Raw genomic sequence first — 22743 nt, 5'->3', positions numbered from 1 at the left:
GGAATGTACTAAAAAAGTACCTCTGGTGCCATCTATTAGCTAGGGAGATAGAAGTTGTCACAGCGAAAAATACTAACTCAGCTACAATTAAAGAAAAACCATAAAGGTACTTTTTGCGCTGATATTGAAGTAGAGGGTCAAAAGCTTTGTGCCTTTTTATCCAATAAAGTAATAGAAGGAGGAAAGCTTTATACATATCCTATAGAGGATAGTCACTATTGGGCTAGTATTAACATAAGTAAAACTAGTGCCTTTATAAATCAGTTGTTGCCATTGTCTCAATATAATAAGCGATCGTCAGAGCTTGAATATGGGTGCTACTGTCAACGGCTTGAAGATGGTCGTATTCAACTCACACAAGAGCAGGGCGATGACTATATTGTCTTGCCTAAAGGATCGGTATATTCCAAGCTATATCGAATATTTTATAACAGCTTAGTTGTGGTGACCTTTAGTCATGATACTGATTATCAAAAAGGTGGCTTTGTTATTCAGCAATGGCAGACTAAAGAGCCTGAATATGTCAATAAAGGCGTCGTTACCAATATTCGTAAAAAAACTGATGATCCAACTACTTATTTAGCTGATTATTATGTTGCTAAAGGGGTGTTTTTACCTGTTCTTTTTTATAGCTCTCAAACTAAAAAATTAGGTATTCACAGCGTTACTGAGCAAGCCATACTACCAGCGAGCATCATCTTTGATGATAAAGGGTGCAAAGCCAAAACCAGCTTACCTGCGAATACTGAGCGATTATTAGCGCTGCACAACCAACCAATGGCAGACCTAATTTTTGTCGAAACAGAGCTTAGAGAGAAAGATGGCAAGGAGTATAAGTTATACAGGTTTGTCACGCCATTGATTGAGGGCATTAGCTTAAATGTAGAGGCTTGGCAGTCGGACCTTGAGCACTTTATTAAAGATGTGTCGGCTTTGCAACCAGAAGACACGATTAAAGTGCATCTGTCTTATTATATGAACAAAGAATGGTGTAATTTTAAACTATCAGTCGCCACAGAGGATGAATACCACCAGAGATTCCGCTGTATAGAGATGAAACACGTAAGTTATGTTGATATGGCATTGTTTGAAGCCATAGAATCGCCTTATATTCGGGTGTTAGTGGAGAGGAGTGAGCTGGTAAGAAATAGAATTTATGCGATTCATTCAGGTGTTGAGTTTGATTTACATATCATTAGAGAAGAGTCAAAAAAACCTTGGCAGATTAAATATATAGATAGAGGTTTGTTTATAGGTATAAACAGTGATAAAGCGTATAAAGCTGAATGCACTGTTGGCAATATTTGGAGTCGATATGACAACCATCCTGATTATGTAATGAAGATTGAGCGCAGTCAAAAAAACTATGCGTTCAAAAACCATGCTATCGCCTCGGTACGTAGCAAACATGTAGACCTAGCGCTCATTATTCCTAAGTCGCTATTGATAGCGCGGGGTTTTCGTACGCTAGATATTGGTAAAAAGCTATCGGTAGCTTTTAAAGAAATTACTTTTCCGGTATTCACCACCGAGGCCATTCGCATATTGTGCGCCGATGATCTGCAAGATAGTGATGAGAACCAAGGTGGTGCTGGCGGCAGTGTTATTGTTTTTGCAGAGTATATTGAACAACTACCTGATCATATCGGCAAAAAACCACCGTATAAGGCCACACCTAAATATGGTTTTTCCATCATAGACAGTGATGATAGCGCTATTTTTACTGATTGGGAGCATCAAATGAGCCAAGTTGATGAGCCAGAAAAATATCGCTATAAGGTACGTACTGAAGCATCGAAGTGGGGAATTGAGGTTAAAGAACTTATTTCAGCGAGTATAAAATGAGCAAAACGTTACAAGTGTTTTATGAGCAAATGAACTTTGATTCGATGAGGAAGCTGTATGATCTCGAGCGTATCCCTCTTTCTTTTCCAGACGATATAGAGTCTTGGGCGGCGACGCTTAGTCAACCATTCGACCTAAAAAGCCTTGCATCGGCTAATTCGAACCAAGTTTATTATGTGCTATTAGAGTTTGTGAAACGTGGAGCGCCTAAAGGTTATGGAGTCTTGGCAATCCCAGTCACTCTCGATGTGCCTGAGGATGGGCAGGCTGGCGTCTACTTATTACCAAATATAGCTGAGACAATTACCTTAAACGCCGAGTACTATCTAGGAGAGCATAATTCTGATGAGCGCAATCATAACGCCCCTGAAATACAGTTAAATGATAGCTCCTTATCTTATGAGGATTTGTCATATTCGTTACAAGTAGGAACTTCTCAAACTTGGTTTAGTCAGGCATGCCAATATCTGTATACAAGCTGTCAAGTTGATTCATTACACGCCTTGCGTGAGAAAATACAAAGGCAGCTTAAAGGTCAAGAGATAGAACCGAAGTTGTCTTTGGTCGCAAAGCCCGATGATGGCGCTAAGAAACAGTTGATACAATTATATGAGAGCTTGTTATCTGATGGTGCTCAGACTTATCAACATACTGCTTTATCTAAGCTACTGTCAGTTTATGATGTTGATTCAGTGAATACTCAAGCATTAGATTTTACGGCAGATGATTTATATAATGATTTATTGACCACAGCTCAGGACAACTATGACCCAAATACACCCTATTTACTAGGTCATATGGATACTCAAAAAAGTAGTGATCATCCAATCTCATTAAAACATAACCGTGAGTTATTCCCACTAGACAACACCCAGCGCCATGCTTCGCTAGCAGCGGCTTATTTAGATAAAAATTATCAAAACAATAATAGCTATGGTCGAGTATTGGCGGTCAATGGCCCACCAGGCAGTGGTAAGACCTCAATGCTTAAAGCAGTGGTTGCGCATTATGTGGTAAAAGCAGCTCTGCTTAGAGAACCCTGTCCTATCATTGTGGCAAGCGGTGCGACTAACCAATCGGTAAAAAATGTTACCTCTGCCTTTCCTGATGTGGTGCAAGATGATAATGATGAGTATCTACTTGAGTACCAGCGCTGGATTCCACATTGCCCAACTTACGGTAGTTTTTTTGCTTCACAAGATGCTGAGAGTAAGTTAAGTCATAAAGAAAAAGAGCAAATCCCAATTCTAAGTATCGTGGGACCAAGCAAACCGTATAACTTTGAGTGGAAAAATGTGGGGGCGCAGCTCAATGACTTGCATGCCAATAATGAGTTAGCCAATTATTATCTAAAAAAGGCTAAGGTATTTTTTAGTCAACAAGGGCTATCAGCACCAACTGATATACAGCAAGCTGTTGATGGTTTGCATTATTTATTGTCTTTAACTTATATCGAGATGGCAGAGGCATTGAACAGCGCCAAAACGCAACTTTTTTCAGATAATGCTGATTTGGATAAAGTATTTCCGTTATATCAAGAAGAAAATCACCTGCCAGCCTTTAAGAACACTCGTGAAGACTTAATTAAACTTTATAAATATAATGACATAAAGGTTTATGAAAAAGTATGCCGTGAAATCATACGCGATGAAGCTATTGAGCCTGAGTATTATCCAGTTGTATTGCGTCGAGCAGCGCTAAATTTGTTGATCGAGCAATGTATTGATTTAGAGTACCGCACCCAGCTGTTTCATTTAGCTGCTCGCTATTGGGAAGGTCAATTTATCATTGACCAAGCATCTCATTTGCATTTTTCACGTACCGAAGACAATATAATCGCAGGTTTGCGGCGTGTGTGTATGATAACGCCTGTAATTATCTCAACTACTAACCGCCTGCCAGCCTTACTTAAGATTATGAGTTATCCGAAAGGAGCGACCCAAACAGATTATGTGTATGGAGGTATCGACTTGCTTATCACTGATGAGTCGGGTCAAGCGACTATTATGAATGCCTTGCCATTAGCGTCTTTGACCAAGCGTTTAATGTCTGTGGGCGATGTCTTGCAATTGGCACCTGTGATTGATACGCAAAAAGATGTTTCCCCATTTGATGAGTATCTGATTTGGTTAAAACATGGCTATTCATCAAAGAAGGTTGCCGCTTTATTTAAGCAGCAGCTATCGGTATCGCATGGTAGTTTTTTGCATGTGGTACAGGAGAGCTCTAGTTTAAACTATCAAGGCAAAGGCTTTATGTTGCGAGGTCACTATCGCTGCTATCGGAATATTATCGACTACTGCAATCGACTGGTATATGAAAACAAGCTGTTTTATATTCCACCGTTAGATAAAGACCGTAAAGATGAAGATTTACCAGCGATGGCTTATGTAGAGTCAACAGGGTCTTCTAGCAAAGGGCAAGGTGGTTCATCTAAGCAAAACAAAGATGAAGCTGAAATGATTGCGCGGTTGGTTGTTGATAAGTATAGCGCTTGGCAATCATTGTTAGGAGACAAAACAGATAAACCACGTCTACAGGATATGGTAGCAATTATCACACCATTTAATAAGCAGCCAAATTGCATACGTGCCGCTTTAGTGGCTGAAAATAGCACCCGAGGTACAGTTATTCCAGAAGAAGAGATTACTGAGACCATCATTAATACCATTCATACGCTGCAAGGTGCTGAGAAAGATATTATTATCTACTCTGGCGTACAATCTCATGATGATGGCGAAACCCTATTTTTTGAAGATCAACCGTACCTTTTAAACGTGGCAGTCTCTCGTGCTAAACAGTCGTTTATTGCGTTTCTATCACCAAAATTATATAAATTAGACAGTCCTGAAGTTATTGAGCACGAAGAATTTCAAACAACTAATTCTATACATTATCTAGGTTGGTACATGGCCAACTTTGGTGTGCGTCTCTTTCCAAACTATCTGTTTATTGTTGAAGCGCCGGGTAAGATAAAATCGCTTAAAAAGATTTTGAAAAGTGACTATATTGTACATGCCACAGGTGGTGCAATTACCAATATGGATCTTGAAAGTGCCTCGGTAGAGGTGGCAAGCCAGCAGCTACGTCCACAATATGAATTACTGCCCAATGGGGAAAGAACGCTAGAAGTAATATTAAAGCAAGGTCCACAAGTCAAAAAAATATATGTAGCGACTGATGACGATAATGTTGGTGAGGCTATCGCCTGGCATCTGCATCATGCTATCAAACAGCGTGCGCCCCAGCTTATAGAGAAGTTTGAACGGGTGGCGTTACGGTCAATAACTGAAGATGGGGTATGTGAGGCGCGTAACAATTCAAGACAGATTGATCAAAATATGGTCTCTGCTGAAGTTGCCCGACAAGTTATCGACCGCTGGTTGGCACAGTATATGTGGACGTTGCTAGCAGAGCATTTACCCTATGGACATGCTGGTCGCCAGGGTATGGGTCGAGTAAAGGCGGTGATATTGGATTTAATAGCACAACATGAAGCAAGCGTAAAGCGATGCAAGTCGACTACCTTGAAAGTCAAGTTAATGGTAAATGGGCGTGAAGTAATGGGGCAGATGCCAAACGTGCCCGCTTCTTATCTAAAAAAGGTAGCAGAGCTCATTGAAGAAACGGGTAAACCTATCACAGCAAAAAACATTGAGAAATACACACTTGTTGATATTCAAAGTGATATGGTTGAGTATGAGCCTTTTAGCCGCTCAACGCTTGAGATTATGTCATTAGCTTGGCAAAAGCACCGCATGATGCCCGCAACAACCATGCGCATATTACAGCAGCTTTATGAGGGAAGTTCATGACAAATAGCGCCCACGATGATATCTCTGTTATAGATCAAGACGCATTAGCTCATATTCACAAGGATGATGAGCGCAAACTATTTACACTTATTCAAGAGATGCAAGACAGCGAGAACTTAGGTGCTGCTCAATTTATGCGCCAAAAGATGCAGCTTGAGCTTGAAATGGCAGAAGGAGAAGATAATCTTTTTATCACTCTACAAACCAATATGGCGGTGGAAAAAGGCTGGCTAGGCACGCCTTTGGGTGAACTCTTTAATAGTGGTGATGGTGAGCAATCTAACTGTCTGTCAGATGAGGATATTAAAGCTATTGAGAATGGTGATTTTACTATGGAGCTGTCTTTACAAGATGAGTCAGAAGCTCTATCACTGACCAAGCTATTACAAAATATGGATGTTTTTGAGGTGGGTCGCCCATCTACAGTGGCATCAATTATCGAAAGCCTAATGCACGACAGTGAGCTGATAAATATAGTAAAAGAAGGCGATAAGGTAGAGATGACCGAGCAGGGGCGTGAGACTTATGCGGTGTTGCAAAAACACTTGGGCGATGTGGCCACCTTAGATTGGAACAGTCATTTTATATCGCAACTAAACAAAGTCGAATCTGGTGAAATACCACCAGACATGCCTATCTTCGCAGTATTCGAGAGGCTATATGGTAAAGAGGAGAGGGAGTCTTTGCAGTATCTAAGCTGGACCAATCCTGACGATTTGTATCAAGTATCTGATATAGACGCTCATGAAGACAAAGCGACCATTGGGAAAATAGCCATTGAACGCAATAATAAGCAGTCATAGTCGTGGGCTATATTACTTACCCTCGCACGAGCGGCTCAAAAAAAGACATCAAGCGTGCGCAAGCTATATTGGTGTTAATTGAACAATTATTGCTTAGCTTTAATCCTAATGATTTAAGTTTACTATTAACACTGGTTGCGAGGATTGGCTGGGCTAATTTACCGCCCGCACTTCGCCATAAACTATTACAGCTTCTTTATTACGATTTATTTAGGAGGATCAACGCACGTAAAGTTGAGGACGCTAAGGCGCATCGTAGTACCGTCAATATAATGACAAAGGCGCTGGTTGATGTTGCGTTCACCCTCTCTAATAAAACTGCCTTTGATGAAGCAGAGCTGCCTTTACATGAGTACCTGACAGCCAGTGGTCATTGGGCAGTGTCATTAGGGCAGAAGGTAAACCCAGTTCACTATTCTCAGGATTTACTTATATTTGATAATGGTATACACGTGATATTGACCGCTGGCATGAGCCGTGAAAAATACGATACCGACCAACAAAAGCAAATCAGGACTGCCGCTAGATTATATGACACTGATGCCTTGCAAGCTCTCAAGGTCGCGCATAAACAAGGTATGCTAGTAACGCTTAATTTATTAGCTGATTATATAATTAGAGGCAATACGGATATGGGTTATGATTTGGAAGCCATACCCAAGAGTTTAATGGAGTATCATAGCGTAAGATATGAAGTGTTGAAGCTTATTAAACCATTTAACAATTATAACCAATCTGCCCACGCCAATAATTTACCACAACAAAAAAATCACGGCGGCAAAAATATATCTTTTGCCTTTTATTTGACAACGCTTATCAGAGAAAGCGCATTAAGCTTTTGGGTAGAAGATAGTCAGACAAGAGGTACTGAATGTCGATTTTTAACCATTCAGCTTATCAGTATAGCTCGAATATTTATAACACAACGACGTGAGCCGACTGTTTTAGCGTGGTTGGAAGAAATAGAGATCGTATTGATTGATTTTTTTACTACCGTTCGCGTAAAACGAGTAACAAACAGTTCACCTCGACTGTATCTTCAAAAAGAAGCAGAGGTGCTTGCTGCTTGTATAAAACAAGAGCTACTACAACATTCTCTGTGTTCGAATGAGTCTATTCCTATACTACAAGCGTGTCCTATAGCGATGTCCGATATCCTAACAAAGCTACCTAACTTAGAAAGCTCGGAAAATGAGTATATTGAGTTCTTATAATGAGCAATAATTTTGACTATATCACAGTAAATAAGGTACTCGTTCAAGGTGGCGGTATTATCTGCTTGCAGTCCTACGAAAATGACAACATGCACGTTATGCCGCCCGCCGCCATCAAAAAAGTCACTTTATATAATGAGTATTCTCATAAAACTACTTTGCTTACTACAAACGTCACCTTAGCAGACATCACCGTATCCTCACTTGGCACGATTTGGGCGGTGGATATGATGGGGCATCTATATGGTTCTAAATCTAAGTTAAATGGTAGTAACTTGTATGAAAAGCTGGAAACTCAAGCGTACGCATTAAAATGGTCGTACCAGAGGATAACAGAGCAAACGCCCGTTTGTATCATTGGTGAAGATAGTGACTTATGGATAGCAACTTTTGAGGGTACGTTGATTCATTATGATGGACGAAATTTTACCAGCTATGCCGGTATAAAGCGCCCTATCAGGTTCAAAAAAGTAGATGGTGATTATTTCTTAATGGGGTATGGCTGCCAGCTAATGCAGTATAAAAATAAACAATGGCATGCTATGACGTTTGACCCTTCAATCGCATCAGACACACCTATCAATGATGTCACCTATGCTAATGGTCAACTACTGGCGGTGTCAAATTTAGGTTTGATATTACACCAACAATCTAACAACATATTTGCAATCACTATGAATATGCCAGATATTCCTTGGTTTGGCTGTGACACCTTAAATGGTACCGTATATTTGGCAGGGGGTAGCAAAGGTGCTTATATGCTGCCGAAACCAGAGAGTAATAATGTGCTCGAGGTTACTCTAATTAAACAAGGGTACTTTGTGGCGGTTGAGGTTTTGGATATAAAGGTGGTGTTTTTGCAGGCAAATACCACAAGTGCAAATTTTGTGTGCTATCTGCCGTCTGCACAAAAACAGTGGTTTTTGGTTAGTACTTAAATATAGAAAATCACTACTTAAATTAATCAGACAGGGATTAAGCTAAATGAAAGTAAGTATGGATAAGGTTGAAAATGAGTTATGTCTAGTACAGTTTTGACACCTAAGGACAAGGACGGTGCATTTTTTGAGTGGTGCTATGATGCCGATGAGTGTATTGAGCAGCTATCACTATTGACGCAATCGAAATATAGCGACAATGATGCTGTCAATACTGAACTATCCTATAATTCGAGAGACGTCGCTATTCTTTCAGAATGGATCGTTTTATCCCTTGAAACGCAATCGGTTGCGTACTATCGAAATGAGTTTGAAGAAGTAAGTAAATTAATAAATGCTATAGCATCTGCTACTTTGCCACTAGCTGCTTCTTCAACCACTCGCACTTACCTGCAAGATTATCCTAAGTTATTGCACACAGGACTGCGTGCGATATTGACGCAAACTCAACATAAAATAGATTACAATCGGTTATTAGAATTGTATCGTCTGCTACCCAATATACCATGCGCTAAGACGCTAGATATTTATATCATGTTTCAATGTCATTTTGGTTTTAGCAATACACTCAGCCGTTGGCAAAGCGATTTTAATTATCATAAGCAGGAGAGTGGCTGGCACGATTATAACGCAGTGCAACTTGAGGTTGGTATAGCCTTAAATAAAGCACGTATTTATAAAGAGTCTGCATTGTTGACTAAACTAGATGAAAAGTTTTCAGACTATATTCTTGCCTTAGAAGACATGCCATTAGCAGCTGAATGGTTTCCTTGGTTATCTTGGTTTGTTTTACAGAAAATATGACATATGGTATATCTAGGAAAGTGAGCTGTGCTGAATAAACTGTACAACTAAACTTGGTAAGCTAAGCAAAATTAAGGGAGTTTACCATGACCAAGAAAATCAGAACTTATAGCTTCCAATTTAAAGCCGAAGAGATCAAGAAGATAACAGGCAACAATGGCAATATCTCAGCGACCGCAAAGCAGCTTGGCATAGCCGTACAAAATTTATGTAACTGGCACAAAAAAGCCAACCAAGGCAAGCTTGAAGGGACAGGTCAATACTATCCTGAACTGATAGCTGTGCTAGAAGAGAACAAGCGCCTTAAACGTAAATTTAAAGTGGCTGAAGAGGAACGTGAGATATTAAAAAAGGCGACGGCGTACTTCGCCAAGCATAGCTAGTCAGGTACGCCTTTATTAAAAACCCTACCTGAGTAAATTATCAAATGATTGGAAGTTGCTAACACTATACCCTGTAAGGCTCCAGAAATATTTTCTATTGCGAGTAAAATTTATTCGTCATATAGATTTGCTTATTATACTGATATTTCTGATCCCTCATTAACACAGTTATTAGTACCTAGTAGATTATAAACCTCACAGCATATTCTAAGGTTAAGGTATTCAACTTTGCTAAGCATCATTGGATTCGATTTGCTTCCTATCTGTTATATGAAAGATGAATATATTTTATAAAAATTCTTGAATATCATCTCTATTTTCCCTCCCGTCATAGTTACGAATTCCTCAAACTGCCTATTATTTCCTAAAAAATTATTTGCTGACCATTTTCTAGTCATTTGTTTATGTTACTATTCTCTTTTTTGTAAGTTACAGCTTGTAATTCACTGTTTGGACTACTGTCATGGGTGTTGTGGACGTGAATTTTTATTATCGAATCGAGCTGACTCTAATTTAGCTAGACTTGGATGCAATAGGTTGAATAACAAAGCTTTCAATCTTTTATTTGGTGGGATAGGTGGTATTGATGGATTTGTTAGCTTTAGCGCAATTTTCGCAAGAGTTCTTTATTTTGCCTGCAACGATGTTTTTCTTCGTTGTGATTATCGGTTTTACTTTTTATTTTAACTATACTAAGCCTGCCAAGTTACTAAAGATCAGATTGTCAAAGTTGGCTAACAGTTTAGAAGGGCTTGATAAAAAAGCAAAAACTGATAAAGATTTACTAGATGCAAGTTTTACCGATGACCCTGTATTGAGCCAGGCTTGGTTAAATTATAAACAAACTCTTCATGATATTCATGAAGTGATAGACGGTGAAAGTGTTATAGAACACTCACGGGCAACTGTACCCAGTGAGGTATTTTTCACGGAATCCATCGTAGTAGATATTCCGTTGAAGGTGGATTTTTACAAGCACTTACCCGGCATAATTACTGGTATCGGTATTATTGCGACCTTCATAGGCTTACTGTCTGGATTATTAGCATTCGACCCTGCGGGTAATCCTGACAAGGTTCAAGACAGTTTAGATTTACTACTAAACGGGGTTGCAGAAGCTTTTATGGCTTCTGCATTAGCTATTTTCGCAGCTATGGTTATTACATTTTTTGAAAAGTCTTGGTTAAGAAAATGTTATGAGCAATTACAACGCTTAAATACAGCCATTGATAACACCTTTACTGCTGATGAAAGTGGTGAGGAGTATCTGGCTAAATTACTTAAGTCTTCTCAAGCAAATGAGGCTAATGCTCGGCAGCTTAAAGATAGTCTGGTTAATGAGCTCAAGGTTATGATGACCAACCTAGTTGCAGAGAATAAAAGAAATCAAGGTGATTTCGCATCGCAACTAAGTGACTCTTATGCGCAGACGAGCCAATCGATGGCAACCCAGATTGGCGAGTCTATTACAGATAACTTGCAAGGCCCTTTAGAGCAGATTGCTTCGAGCGTGCAAAAAGTTAGCGGCGATCAAGGTTCGGCTGTGCAAGAACTTATGACTGATGTGTTAGCTGCTTTTATGAGTAAGCTGGAAACAACGTTTGGCGGTCAAATGACAGGTATGAGCGAGATGATGACACAGTCTGTCACGGCTATGCGTGAGATGCAGGCAGGCTTTTCTCAATTAATGACAGATATGCAAACTAACAGTGAAGTTTCGACCAAAACGTTAGAGACTCAAATGGCTAAAATGATGGAGGATATACATCAAAAGCAAAATGAGATGTCTACCCAAATGAATGAAATGGTAGAAAATTTATCTGCTGGTTCGGCTAAAATTGGTGATCAAGGCCTACATGCGGTTGAGCAGTTGAATAGTAAGGTTTCAGATCTTGTCTCAGGTTTAGGCACCTCAATGTCTGGTCTACTGTCAAATGTTGCAGAGCAACGTATCGAGCAAGATCGCCAGATATCAGATAATCAACAAAAATTGCACGAGCAGTCATCTGTATTGATTGATAACTTAGGTAGTGAAATTAAAGAGCTCATTACGCATAGCAAAGAAGCCGTTCAAACTCATAAAGAAAGCATCCAAAAACTGTCTCAAGTAACCACCGATAGTATCACTGGTATGAATAGTGGTGCAGAAAGAATGCGCTTGGCTGCTGAGCAGTTTACTACGGCTGGTAGTTCGCTAAGCACAGTGACTGGTAAAACCTCAGAGCTTATTGCACAGGTTAATACGACTTCAACTAACATGACGAGTGCGAGCAGTAGCCTTATTGAGTTGATAAGAGATTATAAGAATTCTCAAAACAGCGTTAATACTGCCATTGAAGCACTAGAAAATATCATTCAGCAGTCAAAATCTGAAGCTGGTATGACTAGTCAAATGCTTAATGATATGCAGAATATGACGACAGCTTTAAGCCAAGTGAAGAGGGAGATGCAAGAATACTTAGCAGAAGTTAGTGATGTTCTAGTGAAGAGCTTTGATAGCTTTGGTACTTCCGTTGAAAGTAGTCTCAATCAATCGTTGGTGTCTTTTGACAACACACTTAACCAAGCCGTTCAACGCCTTGCAACTGGTGTTGAAGGCTTAGGTAATGTGGTTGAAGACCTTGAAGATCTTACGCAAAGAACTAGACGCTAATTTTGGAGTGTATCGCTAATGATTGGTAATAGGTACGCTAAAAAACCTCGTTCGAAGGATGAGGGTGAGAAGCCTTTTTGGATCTCATTTGCTGACTTAATGACAGCACTAATGACGCTCTTTTTAGTAGTGATGGCAGTATCTTTAATGGTAGTCACTAAGAAAATTAACGAAGCAACGCAAGCTGAAAAAGAACGTAGTTCAGAGATCTTGGATATTTGTACGAGTATTAAAGACGACCCCACTTTAAAGAATCAGCTCATTACAGTAGATTGTAAAGAGAACCGTATAAACTTTGGTGAAGCAGGGCGTTTTGGACACAATGATTACCGATTGAACTCAGAGGGTATAAAAGCTTTAAGTGCTTTAGTACCTGTTGTCTTGGAAGCGGCTAATAGTGAAAACGGCAAAAAATGGTTCAAACAGATTGTGATTGAAGGTTTTACAGATACTGATGGTTCATACTTATATAACCTGAATTTAAGTTTGCGTCGTTCGGAGTGGGTGATGTGCAGTTTATTGGATCCTACATTTAACCCAGAGCTCACTTTAACTGATGAGCAAAAAAACCAAATCAAACAGCTGTTTCTAGCTGGAGGTGTCTCGTTTAATTCAGCAAAAGACAGTAAAGAAGCTTCGCGCCGTGTAGAACTAAGAATGCAGTTTTATGGTTTAAAAGAAAAAGAAAGTGCTGAGGCGCAGCCTATTTTCGTTTCTGCCCCTATTGAAACCTGTCAGCTGGCAAGGTGAATGTGATGAGTATCGCTATATTAAAGCAGAGGCTGAATCAGAGTATCAATAATTTTTCTGAACCTGCCCAAATACATAATAAATTTGCCAAACCGACCAAATTAATTAAGACATTAGAAATCATTGAACGTAAGTTTGATGATATGGAAAATGCTCAGCCTATCGAAGAGAAGATTGTTAACTCAATTTTAAAATTAGAAAAGCATGGTACCGACTATCTAACAAAGCGCGATTGGAAGAACCTAGCGTGGTCACTAAGTAAAAAGCTGCTAAGTTATGAAGACAAGATACTTTTCACTTTTCTAGGTAACCAACTTATTGAACAATTTAGCAAAATGGAGCCTGATTTACTGAAAGCTGTTTATTTTCCTCTACTGTACAGTTATTTTGCGGTAGAACAAGATGAGATAAATAAACGGCCCAATAACTGGATTGGACTCAGGAATATCTTAAATACCAATCGCTCTACGTTGTTTCAAGCCACTCTTAGGCCTAAAAAATGGCTTACTACGTTAACTGATCATCCTGAAGTGCTTTCGCTAGATCCTTCCAAAAGATTTATTCATGACTTTTTACATAATAGTGATCACAGTAGAGTCAGTAGTCAATTAGAAAGCTTAAGTATCGCTCCTAATAGCTGGTTTTGGGATAGCTTAGTAAGTTCATCTATCAAATCAGTTAAGACAATGAAAGAAGATGACTACTTTAAACTGATACCTCGTTTCTTGCTCCTCCTCGAAAAAAATCCAATTTATACCACAGCTATTTTAACGGCTCTACTTGAACGTTATGCTTCTACTTCAAGACGTACACTTGTACACGAAGCTTTAAAGTATGTTTGTTTGACGCAATGGGGTAACCCGCAATATGACTCAGCAGCAGGCTGGCGTAATGTCGGTTCAGATACTAGAAAAATGGTGGTTCAATGGTTTGTCAGAGCAGATTTAGAAGCTTTCTTTAAGTTGTTCAGCCATACAGCTGATGTCGATCGTTTTAATTATTGGATAAGGTTTATTGATAAAATTTCTTTTTCTCAGATATTTCTGGGTCCAGCTGCCGTGCAATCTAGAAATGCTGAACATAGAAAGTTCATAGAACTTAACCGTGGTAGATTAAAGAACCTTGTGGGTTCTACTGCTAGTAATAATGCTTTTCTACTTAAAATCGATAACATCCATATTGTTGATTTTTCAGATACAGGAAATGCTTGCTATGGATATAGTAATTTACCGTTCAATATTGATAAGAAAAATATCACGGTTCATGAATTAAAAAGCAAACAGCATTCAATCTTTAAAAGTGATTCTGGTCGAGGAATGAGTTTGAGTCACTCAGGAAACTGGGAAGCTAGATTTGATGAAAAACTTGCTGAGTTGGGAGTCTTTTCTAATCAATCTAATAGTCCAAAATATAAAAGACGTTATTAGAGAGTAGTTATGAAGCTAGCATTCTGGAAAAGAAAGAAAGATGTTGAGGATACTAATAAAGAACGGTTGGTAGGAAGTATCGTGCCTTTACAGCTGCAATATGATGACATGGGTTTAAAGCACAGCTATACAGCTGTGGCTAAGACTGATGCGGATTACTATTGGGAAAGTTTAGCGGATGAAGAGCTCGCTTATCAGTCAGATGATAATTATATATTGCCATGGGAAGAGCTTTTTCAGATTAAACAAGATCCTGATCATAGTGATGTCATTAGTTTACTCAACTTGCCACTATCAAATGATTTATACCCGATAATTCGTAGTGAAAATGGTATAAGTGATTCTGATTTTCAAATTATTCTGGATGGTTGGGGTGATAAAAATAAGGTCAAGCTTAAAGGCTCAGTCAAGCGAACAGGCGCAATTATTAGTATTACCGGTAAAGAATGTTTATTGAATGAAAGCACTTGGAAGCTATTAGAGAAAATTAAAGAATTCTCCCGTGTTACGGATAAAAACAAATCATTAAATCAAAAGTATTGGGCACAAATACGCAGTTTAGCAAATAAAAGCGAGGCGAACTTAGATGAGTTCTTGCGTAAAACGATCGTACTTGCCCCAGAAGAGCTGCAACTTAACCTTCGTAAAAACTTAGTTAGTAAAGAGTCAGTGGTAGAGGTGCAGCCTGATTTTAAAGACTCGCCCTCAAATTGGCTACAAACTTTTGATAAGTATAATGAAGTGCAAGATGAATATACAATCAGCTTACCAGAAGGTGGTCTGGCTCACGTTATTATCGAGCCGCAAGTTAAGAGTGTACTCAATGAAATTAAAAAGATGCCAAATCGTCGGATAGCTGGCGAGCGTGCACAGACCTTTTTACATAATCCCTTTGCTCAGTTAGGGGAAGATGCTGTAGAGGTGATATCTCCAGAGGGCTTTGAGCAATCCAAAGAAGAGGCAGAAATCTATAGCTACCGTTTGTTAATAGATAAAACCTATGATGAAGCATCACATTTTAGTTCGGCTCAACTAACGTTACATGAAAACTCAAGTAGAGCACAAGACCCTATTTTTTTAGAGCTTTCAAATCTAGAGCAAGCTCAACACTTTATTGCTACTTATGAGCGATCATCACCGGTGTTCCTATGGGCAGGTTACAGCGTAGATAGAACAAACTACTTAGATAACCAGATAGAAGAGCTGAAAAGTGATCTAGAAAAAATTCAACAGTATGATGATGAATTGCAAGCTAAAACAGTGCTAGATTTAAGCAATTACAGCGATAGAGTGATAGGGATTGGTGAAGCTGAAAAACTGAGCTCTGAAGCAATTCAAAAAGATAGTGGTGAATCCGAATGGTTACCACAAAATCTTATAGATGGGTCAGCCGACTTATCTCAATTTACTTCTGATAATACTGGTGCCACTACTGAACTGCTTGAGCAACGTATACAGCATGCAGAGGCAGAAGGCGAGAGCTTTGTTCTACATCCGGACAGCAAAGTCTCCATTCCATTAGATGATGCAAAAAAATTACTTAATGATCTGCGTGATTCAAAGAGTGATGACCCAGCGGGAAACGACATAGAGCAAGAGCAGCCAGAAGCTGATGAAACAAAGAAAAAATCTACCTTATTGATTGCCAATAATATCGATGAGGCTGACTTTACTAAGAAGCGAGCCGAGACTCTGACTTTTGATGAAAGCAACCGCCCTCAGGCCAGATTGCCATCAAGTTTTAGAAGCCAAGAATTTAGTCTAAAAACGCATCAAGAATATGGTATCGCTTGGCTACAGAACCTATATCAGTATGCACCAAATCAGGTAAGCGGCTGCTTGTTAGCAGATGATATGGGCTTAGGGAAAACTTTGCAGTTACTTTGCTTTATCGGTGAATATCTAGAAACCGAAGAAGATACAAAGCCTGCATTAGTCGTAGCACCAGTTTCTTTATTAGAGAACTGGGAGGCTGAAATCAATAGGTTTTTTAGTGCAAAATTCGGAAAAGTGTTAAGTTTATATGGCGATAACTTAAAACAGCGAAAAATACCGAAGCACTTAATATCCTCTCAATTAAGAAACGATTATGGAATAACAAATCTACTTGAAGAAAATTGGTTAGGTGGTGCAGATATCGTACTGACTACTTATGAAACCATGCGAGACCTTGAGTTTTCTTTAGGGAGGGTAGATTGGAGTATCATGATATGTGATGAAGCCCAAAAAATAAAAGTGCCCACTGCAATGGTCACTAAAGCCGCTAAAGCCCAAAAAGCAGACTTTAAGATCGCTTGTACAGGCACGCCTGTAGAGAATTCACTTGTTGATCTATGGTGCTTATTTGATTTCATTCAAGAAAACCTGATGGGTTCACTTAGTGAATTTAATAAAGAGTATCGACGTCCTATTGAAAAGAAAGACGATGAAGACAGCGCGATAATAGATGAGCTTCGTCAATTGATTGAGCCACAAGTATTAAGACGTATGAAGCATGATGTCGCTGAGTTGCCAGCAAAACACGAAGTTAATGATTGTAAAAATATTGAAATATCAACGCTGCAACGCACACTCTATAAACAAGTATCAAATGATTATAGAAGTTTATCTGAACAAGGACATAAGGGTGTTATGTTAACTGCATTACATAGTATGCGAATGATTTGTGCTCACCCCTTGAATTTGCAAGAACAAGCGACTATCAAAGATTCACCTAAAGCCGAATGGTTAATAAACACTTTAGAGACCATAAAACAAAAAAATGAGAAGGTTATCATTTTTACTGAGTTCAGGGCTATTCAAGTTTTTTTAAAGCGGCTTCTCCTTGAGCGGTTTGGATTAAACGTTACTACAGTGAATGGGGATTCAAATACTAATAGTAGAGTAGGCTTAACGCGGCAGGGCATTATTGATAAGTTCCAAGAAACAAATGGTTTCAATGTAATTATTTTATCCACGGTGGCAGTTGGCTTTGGTGTAAATATCCAAAAAGCAAACCATGTTATCCACTATACACGCAGTTGGAACCCAGCTAAGGAAGACCAAGCGACTGATAGAGCCTACCGTATTGGGCAAGATAAAGAAGTTTACGTGTATTATCCGTCTATCTCAGCAGATGATTTTGAGACGTTTGAAATCAAACTGGATAAGCTACTATCTAGTAAGCGCAGTCTTGCTGATGATATGTTGAAACCAAACGTGGAGCTTACTCAAGAGCTGATTCAGTCGATTTATTGAGTAAGACTGTCAATAAAAATACTTGAATTCTGTATATCAATAAATTTTTATCTAGAATAATCAGCTCAAAATTAGTCACTAATCTTAAACAGGGTAAAAATGAACTTACAAAATTTGTATGGTAGAACAAAAGACCTTAATTATATCGAAGTTGAAAAGCTAGGTGCAGCCCTCTCAGCAGAGTTTATAATGGCGTATGTTGACCAGACTACCGATGATGAAATAAATACTGATCCAGTGGGTTTTATAGCAAATGCTTTGAAGCTCAGTATAGGTATTCCATTTGACGATAAGATAGATCTCATCAAAGGTGGGAACTCCGTTATAAAAAATAATATAACAGTGGCTAAAGATGATTATTTAAGTAAGATTGAAAATTTAGACCCTCCTAAAGAGCATATTAAATCATCGTCATCAGTTGCTGCTGGGGGGTTTTATAGAAGTTTTGGTGCTCTTAAATATGAAGACTTAAGTGATCCTCTGAAAATAGAATATATTAAATTTGCTAGTAACCTTAAATATCTTATCGAAGCGCTAGCTGAGTTATACCAATCTGATAAAAGTAATAAAGAAAAGGCAAGACAATTATATTTAGATTCAGGCTTGGATTTTAGTTTGAATAACCTTACCACTAATATTGTTGCCAATATTATCTATCCAGTTTTCCCAACAGCTTTTCCATTGACTAATAGTTATTGCTCAGAAGGCTTTAAGTTTGTTGGTTTAGAAAGATTGCGAAAAAATAATAGTAATCCTAGAGTTTATATTGCCCTTGCAGAACAGTTAGATTCTATTGTTTTTGATGAGCTTGGTTTGGAGGGTAAAGATAGACACTTTGGTGTAATTGACAAAATGTTTTATTTTTATGAGATGGGTGATAGCTTATTAAGTTTCGATTCACCAAATACAGTTTTAGAGCGTGAATACAAGTATCAGTCAAATAATCCAGACAAATCCCATAAGAGGAATTGGAAAGATATTATTTCATATCAAGTAAGACAGCTTTGTTATGAAAAGCAGTCTTGTGATTTCACTAAAAAGGAGTTTTTAGCAAGATTTACGGAAGATATTAAGGAGGTTTTTCCTAATAGGACATGCGTTAAATCAGGAGTAAACTCTCTACTAATAGACATGGAAAATGATGGAGAAGTAGAGTTACTTAGCAAAGGGGTATATCGATTGCTAAATGAAGATATGATCAGTGACCTTCATGCTGAGCCCTATTCCGAGATTGAGACCGAAGTGCCTATTGAGCCTTACTCTATCGATAACATTATCACTGATGGATGTTTCTTAGATAAAATTAAGATTAAAAAAACCCTTAAGCGCCTTAGTACTAAGAAAAATATCATTCTACAAGGCCCTCCAGGAACTGGTAAGACTTGGCTCGCTAAAAGACTGGCCTTTGCTTTGATCGGTCAACGTGACGACAGTAAGATAAGAGCCGTACAGTTCCATCCAAACCTATCTTATGAAGACTTTATCCGCGGGTGGCGTCCATCAGGCGAGGGCAAGCTGACATTGGTAGACGGTCCTTTTATGGAAGTGATTAAAACTGCCGTAGATGATCCTGAGTCAAAATACGTCATAGTCATCGAAGAGATTAACCGAGGTAATCCGGCTCAAGTATTTGGTGAGATGCTGACATTACTTGAAACTGATAAAAGAACACCAGATGAGGCGTTAGAGCTGTCTTATAGGAAGTTCGATGGTGAACGTGTTTACATTCCCAGTAATTTATATGTCATCGGCACAATGAATATTGCTGACCGCTCGCTTGCATTGGTTGATCTTGCCCTGCGCCGCCGCTTCGCCTTTATCGATCTTGAACCGACACTTGGTAAATCTTGGCTTGACTGGGTAAAAGATAAAAATGGTATTGATTTAGAGTTTTTATATGAAATTGAGAAGCGTATCAACGCTTTAAATGAGGAGATCTCCACAGATACTAGTCTTGGCGCTCAATTTCAAGTAGGACATAGTTATGTCACGCCAGCCGTTGGGATGAATATCACAGATGCTAAAGAGTGGTTCGGTGAAGTGGTAGAAACAGAGATAGGCCCTTTACTTGATGAGTATTGGTTTGATGACCTTGAGAAATCTCGAAAAGCCCAAAAGTGCTTGATTGAAGGCTTGCAGATATATGTCGGTTGAAGAAGATTTATCTATAGAATCCTTTGATGATGTTCAGTACATAGGCAAGATACCTATCCGTAATCTTTGGCTGCTCATGCTATATGCCTCCGATATTTATAGAGAGCTAGATGCCGCTAATATCGCCGTTGAAGAAAACCCTGATGATATCCCAGACTTAGTCGCGGAGATGCTTTGTCGACGGGTTGAACATCGTATTCAGCGTAACCTAAGTTATAGCTATCAGTCTCGTGATGCCGTACTCAGTCGCGTGCGTGGCAGAATAGATCTTCTAGGTACTGAAAGAGGCAGGTTACTTGAGCGCGGTAAGATTGCCTGCCGCTTCGATGAGTTAACTATTGATACGCCGCGTAATAGGTATGTTAGAACGGCTCTTGAGGCTATCTCTAAAGTCGTTAAGCGTAAGGATCTGACTCATCGGTGTCGATCATTAGATATACGTCTAAGACGAATGGGTGTCAGTCAAATACGCCCGAGTCGTAGTGAAGTATCAGTGAATAGGTTTGGAAGGCATGACGCTGAAGATAAACCTATGGTAACAGCTGCACACCTAGCGTTTAATCTGGCATTACCAACGGAGTCTAAAGGTACAAGACAGTTATTCTCTCCAGAAAGGGACAATCTGCCATGGCTGCGCAAACTCTTCGAAAAAGGAGTCGCTGGATTTTATGATACGGTTCTGTCAAAGCAGTGTTATCGAATAAGCGCAGGTAGAGTACTTAAATGGCAGGTTGAGAGTAATAGTTTGGGCATGGATAACATCCTTCCTAATATGAAGACGGACATCATAATAGACAATATCGACTTAGAGCATCGCATAGTTATCGATACCAAGTTTAACTCTGTCGTCACAAGTGGTTGGTATCGAGATGAAACGTTAAGAAGTGGATATCTGTATCAGATGTATGCCTACTTAAGGTCTCAAGAGGGTAGTGATGATCCTCTTAATGATGATGCTTGTGGTCTATTTATTCATCCTTCGATAGGCGAAGATGTTAATGAATATGTTGTCATTCAGCACCATAAAATTCAGTTTTCTACGGTAAATCTGGCAGCACCTGCTATAGAGATTCGAGAGCAGTTGTTAAAAGTCATCAGAATTACTTAAACTTAAAGCCAGCTCTGTAAATTTCCTGCTATTTATCTGAAAAAATCTCTAGGCTCACTTTATAATTCTATTCAAGCAGATTCTAACGCCTGCTTACATGCCTCAGCCAAATAAGGATCAACCGTATCTTGTTTCAATAGCCATTTCAGATATCCAGCCCCATCCGAATGGGTCGCTAAATCTGCAATAGCCTCACCCTTATGTTTACCAAAACTTAAGTGCGTGGGTATACGCGCCATTTCACTAAACTCATATAAGCTTTCCCCATCACTTATCTCATGACCTTGGCTGTTGGCTAAATCAATCAGACTACCCAGCACCAGCTCAGTGAAGTAAATATCAGCAATAGTAGCATGAGCATCCCTTGCTTGAGCACGAGCTATATCACGGTGAAAGTGGTAGAGGAGGGATACTAGCTTATGGCTCTCAAGTGTAGGAAGAAGACAGTTAGCCATGGCATTGGTGCAAATCAACTTAGGTATATGGGTCACGCCAGCGTTTTTAAGAACTTGTATATCAAAATCAATATTGTGACCAATCAAGTACTCAACACTGCTAGGCAGTCTAAAATCTGTGTGAGGTGGTTCATCCGCTACATCTTCATCACAGATATGTGATATCGCCATAGATCCCAAACTAATTTCTTTCAGGGGGTTAAAACGCTTCGCTCTCGGCTCCTGCAACACAGTTACTTTACCATCGCTAATATCAACAATAGAGTAGGCTGCTTCAGTCATGTGCGGTTCGATAAGCCCTGTAGTTTCGGTGTCGAGTATGTATGTGGTCATAATTAGCCTTAGTAAATATGAGGAGCTTAGCAGTCTGATATAAGTAGTTCCATTATATCAGGCTATTTTGAGTGGTCTATTAATTGATTAAAAGGATCTGTTTATCTAGTTCGACTGGCGTATACATCAAAGGGATGGTAACCCTCTTAACAATAAGACCCTTATCAAATAGAATTTAGTACACCCCACTTGCAAGTTTGTTATTTATTTAATGATTTTTTTACGAATTATGATAGAACATGGTAGATGCTAACTTATTAAGCTTATATATTACTCAGTGCATTTAATTAAGTTTATGTAACAATATAAAACATTTGTGTTATATTAATAAAATAATAAGGATTTGTGAAAACGTCAATTATTGGAGCGGCAATGAAACCTACTTATCTTTTATCTTTAGCTTTGTTAACTTTCTCATCCTTTGTATCTACTAGCGCACTAGCTGCCCCTGGTTTTTCAAATGGTATTAATGTTTATACCAGTCAAGACGGTGGTGTCTATACCACTACTTGGACTGCATATCCCATGACAATAGAAGGGTATACGGGTGCTAACCTTAAAAAGCCAGACAATCTGTTGATTGCTTTAACAGCTGATGGTAAAACAAGTAGTTTTAGAGGGGTTCTAAGCATTACTTGTTCAAGCCCAATAAATTCAACCATAGTAAGTGATGCAGATTATAAAAGCTTAAAAGAAGGGTAATCCCCCCAATAAATAAGAACACTTAGAAATAGAGATTAACTGCTAAAATATACCAGCAGGAGAATCCTATGAAAAAGACACGCTTTACTGATAATCAAATCGTTAATATCCTTAAACAAGCA

General features: G+C 39.0%; 14 protein-coding genes and 1 pseudogene. 14 read left to right on the top strand and 1 reads right to left on the bottom strand.

The features are described 5' to 3' along the window. The first annotated feature begins 54 nt into the window (after positions 1-54). The 13 genes and pseudogenes from EPB74_RS12855 to mcrC all read left to right on the top strand — a co-directional run bounded on the left by EPB74_RS12855 (position 55) and on the right by mcrC (position 21131). Positions 55-1845: a hypothetical protein gene (locus EPB74_RS12855; RefSeq protein ID WP_274904552.1), complete on the top strand. Its 1791-nt coding sequence runs from the start codon at positions 55-57 to the stop codon at positions 1843-1845. Further along, on the top strand, positions 1842-5660 hold the full coding sequence (locus EPB74_RS12850; RefSeq protein WP_274904550.1) for an AAA domain-containing protein: 3819 nt from the start codon (positions 1842-1844) through the stop codon (positions 5658-5660). The genes EPB74_RS12855 and EPB74_RS12850 overlap by 4 nt, the downstream gene beginning before the upstream one ends. Continuing rightward, on the top strand, positions 5657-6463 hold the full coding sequence (locus EPB74_RS12845) for a DNA topoisomerase (RefSeq protein WP_274904548.1): 807 nt from the start codon (positions 5657-5659) through the stop codon (positions 6461-6463). Before EPB74_RS12850 ends, EPB74_RS12845 begins: the two co-directional genes overlap by 4 nt. 2 nt (positions 6464-6465) lie before the next feature. Continuing rightward, a complete protein-coding gene (locus EPB74_RS12840) occupies positions 6466-7677 on the top strand; it encodes a hypothetical protein (protein WP_274904547.1) in 1212 nt (403 codons plus the stop codon). Next, entirely contained in the window at positions 7677-8615 is a 939-nt protein-coding gene (locus EPB74_RS12835; RefSeq protein ID WP_274904545.1) for a hypothetical protein, read from the top strand. Before EPB74_RS12840 ends, EPB74_RS12835 begins: the two co-directional genes overlap by 1 nt. An 81-nt stretch (positions 8616-8696) precedes the next feature. Further along, the gene (locus EPB74_RS12830; protein WP_274904543.1) at positions 8697-9419 is read left to right on the top strand and encodes a hypothetical protein; all 723 of its coding nucleotides are present in this window, start codon (positions 8697-8699) and stop codon (positions 9417-9419) included. Between the two features lie 86 nt (positions 9420-9505). Then, a pseudogene (locus EPB74_RS12825) lies at positions 9506-9795 on the top strand (transposase); the annotation flags it as partial. A 593-nt stretch (positions 9796-10388) separates the two neighbouring features. Further along, positions 10389-12455 carry an anti-phage ZorAB system protein ZorA gene (gene zorA / locus EPB74_RS12820; RefSeq protein WP_274904541.1) on the top strand — a complete coding sequence of 689 codons (2067 nt, stop codon included), beginning with the start codon at positions 10389-10391 and terminating at the stop codon, positions 12453-12455. An 18-nt stretch (positions 12456-12473) separates the two neighbouring features. After that, complete coding sequence (gene zorB1, locus EPB74_RS12815; RefSeq protein ID WP_274904540.1) at positions 12474-13205, top strand: type I Zorya anti-phage system protein ZorB1; 732 nt, start codon at positions 12474-12476, stop codon at positions 13203-13205. Positions 13206-13210: 5 nt separating this feature from the next. Next, positions 13211-14632 (top strand): EH signature domain-containing protein, encoded by a 1422-nt coding sequence (locus tag EPB74_RS12810; protein ID WP_274904538.1) that lies wholly within the window; start codon positions 13211-13213, stop codon positions 14630-14632. A gap of 9 nt (positions 14633-14641) precedes the next feature. Further along, positions 14642-17869, top strand: a complete 3228-nt coding sequence (locus tag EPB74_RS12805) for a DEAD/DEAH box helicase (protein WP_274904537.1) — start codon at positions 14642-14644, stop codon at positions 17867-17869. 99 nt (positions 17870-17968) lie between these two features. Further along, positions 17969-20023 carry an AAA family ATPase gene (locus tag EPB74_RS12800; protein ID WP_274904536.1) on the top strand — a complete coding sequence of 685 codons (2055 nt, stop codon included), beginning with the start codon at positions 17969-17971 and terminating at the stop codon, positions 20021-20023. Then, the gene (mcrC, locus tag EPB74_RS12795; protein WP_274904535.1) at positions 20013-21131 is read left to right on the top strand and encodes a 5-methylcytosine-specific restriction endonuclease system specificity protein McrC; all 1119 of its coding nucleotides are present in this window, start codon (positions 20013-20015) and stop codon (positions 21129-21131) included. The genes EPB74_RS12800 and mcrC overlap by 11 nt, the downstream gene beginning before the upstream one ends. A gap of 71 nt (positions 21132-21202) precedes the next feature. Here the strand turns inward: mcrC and EPB74_RS12790 are convergent, their stop codons facing one another. After that, the gene (locus EPB74_RS12790; RefSeq protein WP_274904534.1) at positions 21203-21919 is read right to left on the bottom strand and encodes a 3'-5' exonuclease; all 717 of its coding nucleotides are present in this window, start codon (positions 21917-21919) and stop codon (positions 21203-21205) included. Between the two features lie 372 nt (positions 21920-22291). On the opposite strand from EPB74_RS12790, the gene EPB74_RS12785 reads away from it, so the two are divergent. Next, a complete protein-coding gene (locus tag EPB74_RS12785; RefSeq protein ID WP_274904532.1) occupies positions 22292-22621 on the top strand; it encodes a hypothetical protein in 330 nt (109 codons plus the stop codon). The last annotated feature ends 122 nt before the right edge of the window (positions 22622-22743 follow it).

The sequence above is a fragment of the Psychrobacter sp. DAB_AL62B genome (assembly GCF_028895345.1).
Lineage (GTDB): Bacteria > Pseudomonadota > Gammaproteobacteria > Pseudomonadales > Moraxellaceae > Psychrobacter.
Note: the sequence above shows the minus strand (reverse complement) of the source record. Positions and strands in the feature narration are given on the sequence as shown.

Excerpts from the sequence above, each read along its gene's own strand:
- EPB74_RS12790 (WP_274904534.1), bottom strand. The coding sequence starts at position 21,919 with ATGACCACATACATACTCGACACCGAAACTACAGGGCTTATCGAACCG.
- EPB74_RS12785 (WP_274904532.1), top strand. The coding sequence starts at position 22,292 with ATGAAACCTACTTATCTTTTATCTTTAGCTTTGTTAACTTTCTCATCC.
- zorA (WP_274904541.1), top strand. The coding sequence starts at position 10,389 with ATGGATTTGTTAGCTTTAGCGCAATTTTCGCAAGAGTTCTTTATTTTG.
- EPB74_RS12800 (WP_274904536.1), top strand. The coding sequence starts at position 17,969 with ATGAACTTACAAAATTTGTATGGTAGAACAAAAGACCTTAATTATATC.
- EPB74_RS12805 (WP_274904537.1), top strand. The coding sequence starts at position 14,642 with ATGAAGCTAGCATTCTGGAAAAGAAAGAAAGATGTTGAGGATACTAAT.
- EPB74_RS12850 (WP_274904550.1), top strand. The coding sequence starts at position 1,842 with ATGAGCAAAACGTTACAAGTGTTTTATGAGCAAATGAACTTTGATTCG.
- EPB74_RS12810 (WP_274904538.1), top strand. The coding sequence starts at position 13,211 with ATGAGTATCGCTATATTAAAGCAGAGGCTGAATCAGAGTATCAATAAT.
- mcrC (WP_274904535.1), top strand. The coding sequence starts at position 20,013 with ATGTCGGTTGAAGAAGATTTATCTATAGAATCCTTTGATGATGTTCAG.
- EPB74_RS12835 (WP_274904545.1), top strand. The coding sequence starts at position 7,677 with ATGAGCAATAATTTTGACTATATCACAGTAAATAAGGTACTCGTTCAA.
- zorB1 (WP_274904540.1), top strand. The coding sequence starts at position 12,474 with ATGATTGGTAATAGGTACGCTAAAAAACCTCGTTCGAAGGATGAGGGT.
- EPB74_RS12830 (WP_274904543.1), top strand. The coding sequence starts at position 8,697 with ATGTCTAGTACAGTTTTGACACCTAAGGACAAGGACGGTGCATTTTTT.
- EPB74_RS12845 (WP_274904548.1), top strand. The coding sequence starts at position 5,657 with ATGACAAATAGCGCCCACGATGATATCTCTGTTATAGATCAAGACGCA.